The following is a 2,696-nucleotide window of genomic DNA, read 5'->3' on the forward strand; positions in this document are numbered from 1 at the left end:
CTCCGACGCCGCGGCCCTGGGCCGCGTCCTCCACGGAGTCGGCAACGGCGTCCCGGCTGACCCCTCGGCCGCGCCGAGTGCCGCCTCCACCACCGCTCCGGGCGACAGCGCTTCCACCGGCGCTTCCTCCACCGGTTCGCGCATCGAGGGCGTGGTGCAGGGCTCAATCATCGCGACCTACATGCACGGCCCTGTCCTGGCTCGGAATCCCGAGTTCGCGGACCTGCTGCTTTGCCGTGCGCTGGGCGTGGACTCGCTTCCGCCGGTCGACGTGCCGGCGGTGGAGCAGCTGCGGCGGGAGCGCATCGCCACCGCCCGTCGCTGAGCCCTCCTCTTCAGCAGTTGCCTGACATCGCATCGCGGCTGCCTGACAATTTGTGCGAATCTGATGCGAGATTTCGCTCAGAATGTCTGGCAGCTGGACATCGATGTCTTGCAACTGCGGGCTCTCCTGCTTCAGGCAACGGTCTGACGTCTGCCGGGGGTGGGCATACCCCACTGAAGGCCCGATCGCCGGAGTTGGCGCCGCGTTGTGACTTACCCTCTGGGACATGTGTGAACACCACGGTTCCGGATCCCTCGCCGCCGGAGCTTCAGCTCCTGATCCCGCGGTGGAGGCGGCGCACGTGCGCGGGTTGTGGGAGCCGCTGGGACTGCCGGGCATCATCGACGTCCACACACATTTCATGCCGAAGAACGTGATGGACAAGGTCTGGGAGTACTTCAGTGCGGCCGGACCCAAGATCGGTCGCCCGTGGCCGATCACCTACCGCGAAGCCGAGGACACCCGTGTCGAGCGGCTGCGGTCCTACGGGGTGCTGGCGTTCTCGTCGATGCTGTATCCGCACAAGCCCGACATGGGGGCGTGGCTCAACTCGTGGTCCGCGGAGTTCGCCGAGCGGCACCCCGACTGCCTGCACACGTCAACGTTTTTCCCCGAGCCGAGCGCCGACGACTACGTCCGGCAGGCGCTCGAGGCGGGCACGAAGGTGTTCAAGTCCCACATCCAGGTGGGTGAGTACGACCCCCGCGACCCGCTGCTCGACCCGGTGTGGGGCCAGCTGGCCGAGGCCCAGGTGCCGACGGTCATCCACTGCGGCGGCGGGCCGGTCCCCGGAACGTTCACCGGGCCGGAGCCTGTGGCCGACGTTCTCGAGAAGTTCCCTACGCTTCCGCTGATCATCGCGCACATGGGGATGGGCGAGTACTCGGAGTTTCTGGATCTGGCGCAGCAGTTCCCGAACGTCTACCTGGATACGACGATGGCGTTCACCGATTTCGTCGAGGAGACGATGCCATTCCCGCCATCGGAGCGCGGACGGCTGACGGATCTGGGCGACAAGATCCTGCTCGGAACGGATTTCCCGAACATCCCGTATCCGTACGCCGAGCAGCTCGAGGCGATGATCCGGCTCGAGTTGGGCGAGGACTGGCTACGGGCGGTCTGGCATGGAAACGCCGCCCGACTGTTCGGCCTCTGATCGATCGGATCGATCCCTGTCGGAGGACTGCTGGGGCGTCGGCCAGGTCAGATCGGGGTCAGCGGGCTCGGGCGGAGGCGGTGGCACGTCGCCGGACGCGGGCTCAGGCGGGGGCGGCGGTGTGTCGTACTGCTCGGGCTGGAGAACGTGACCCGAGCGCGGCGGGTGCGGCTGCGGCTGCGGCTGCGGCTGCGGGTGGCCCTGACTCTGGACCTGCCCCTGGGCGCGCTCGCCGGAGAGGATGCGCCGCCCGGACAGTGCACTGCCCAGGGTGAGTTCGTCTGCGAACTCGAGGTCGGCGCCCATCGGCAGACCCGACGCCAGGCGGGACACCACGAGGTCGGGAAACGGGCGCAGCAGCCGCGCGAGGTAGGTGCTGGTGGCCTCGCCCGTGGTGTTGGGGTCGGTGGCGATGATGATCTCGGCGATCTCGGCGCCCTCGAATTCCTGGCCGACGCGTCGCATCAGGCCGGCGATGCGTAGTTCGTTGGGCCCGACGCCGTTGATGGGATCCAGTGCTCCCCCGAGCACGTGGTACAGCCCGTTGAATTCGCGGGTGCGCTCGATGGCCTCGATGTCCTTGGGCTCCTCGACGACGCACACCAGGCTGGGGTCGCGGCGGGGGTCGGAGCAGATGCGGCAGCGTTCGGCTGCGGCGACGGTGCCGCAGATCTCGCAGTAGGTGACGCCCTCGACGACGGCCTGGAGCGCCGTGCGGAGACGCTCGACAGACTCCGGCTCGGCCTGCAGCAGGTGGAACGCCAAGCGCTGTGCGGACTTGGGACCGATGCCCGGCAGCTTGCCGAACTCGTCGATGAGGTTTTGAACCGGTCCTTCGTACATCGCACTTTCCCGTAGGTCTCACTGTCCCGGCGGCGAGAACCCCGTCGGGTGGTGGGCCGGAGCGGCCGTGGTGACCAGCCGTCCGACCCACGGTGCGGGGCCCGAATCGCGCCGGGCCCCGCGGGCTCACATTCCGAGGCCGCCCATCATGTCGCCGAGGCCGCCGCCGGAGGCCAGCGGGCCGAGGCGGGTCTCGGCGAGCTCCTGGACCTTCGTGTGCGCGTCGCCGAAGGCGCCGACGAGCAGGTCCTGCAGGGTCTCAACGTCCTCCGGGTCGACGACCTTCGGGTCGACGGTCACGCCGGTGACCTCGCCGGTGCCGCGCATGGACACGGTGACGAGCCCGCCGCCGGCCTGGCCGTCAACGGTGCT

2 protein-coding genes and 2 pseudogenes are annotated in these 2,696 nt (G+C 68.9%); 2 read left to right on the forward strand and 2 right to left on the reverse strand.

Going from position 1 to position 2,696, the window contains the following annotated elements; genetic code table 11:
* Positions 1-325, forward strand: a pseudogene (locus tag G6016_RS15640) (glutamine amidotransferase); the annotation flags it as partial.
* A gap of 226 nt (positions 326-551) precedes the next feature.
* Positions 552-1,481, forward strand: coding sequence for an amidohydrolase family protein (locus G6016_RS15645; protein WP_182633526.1), 930 nt, complete (start codon positions 552-554; stop codon positions 1,479-1,481).
* A 237-nt stretch (positions 1,482-1,718) separates the two neighbouring features.
* Here G6016_RS15645 and recR read toward each other — a convergent pair.
* A pseudogene (gene recR / locus G6016_RS15650) lies at positions 1,719-2,324 on the reverse strand (recombination mediator RecR); the annotation flags it as partial.
* A 126-nt stretch (positions 2,325-2,450) separates the two neighbouring features.
* Positions 2,451-2,696, reverse strand: a 246-nt coding sequence (locus tag G6016_RS15655) for a YbaB/EbfC family nucleoid-associated protein (RefSeq protein WP_182633528.1), incomplete at its 5' end; no start/stop codon positions are given.

It is taken from the genome of Dietzia aerolata, assembly GCF_014144865.1.
Classification (GTDB): Bacteria; Actinomycetota; Actinomycetes; order Mycobacteriales; family Mycobacteriaceae; genus Dietzia; species Dietzia aerolata.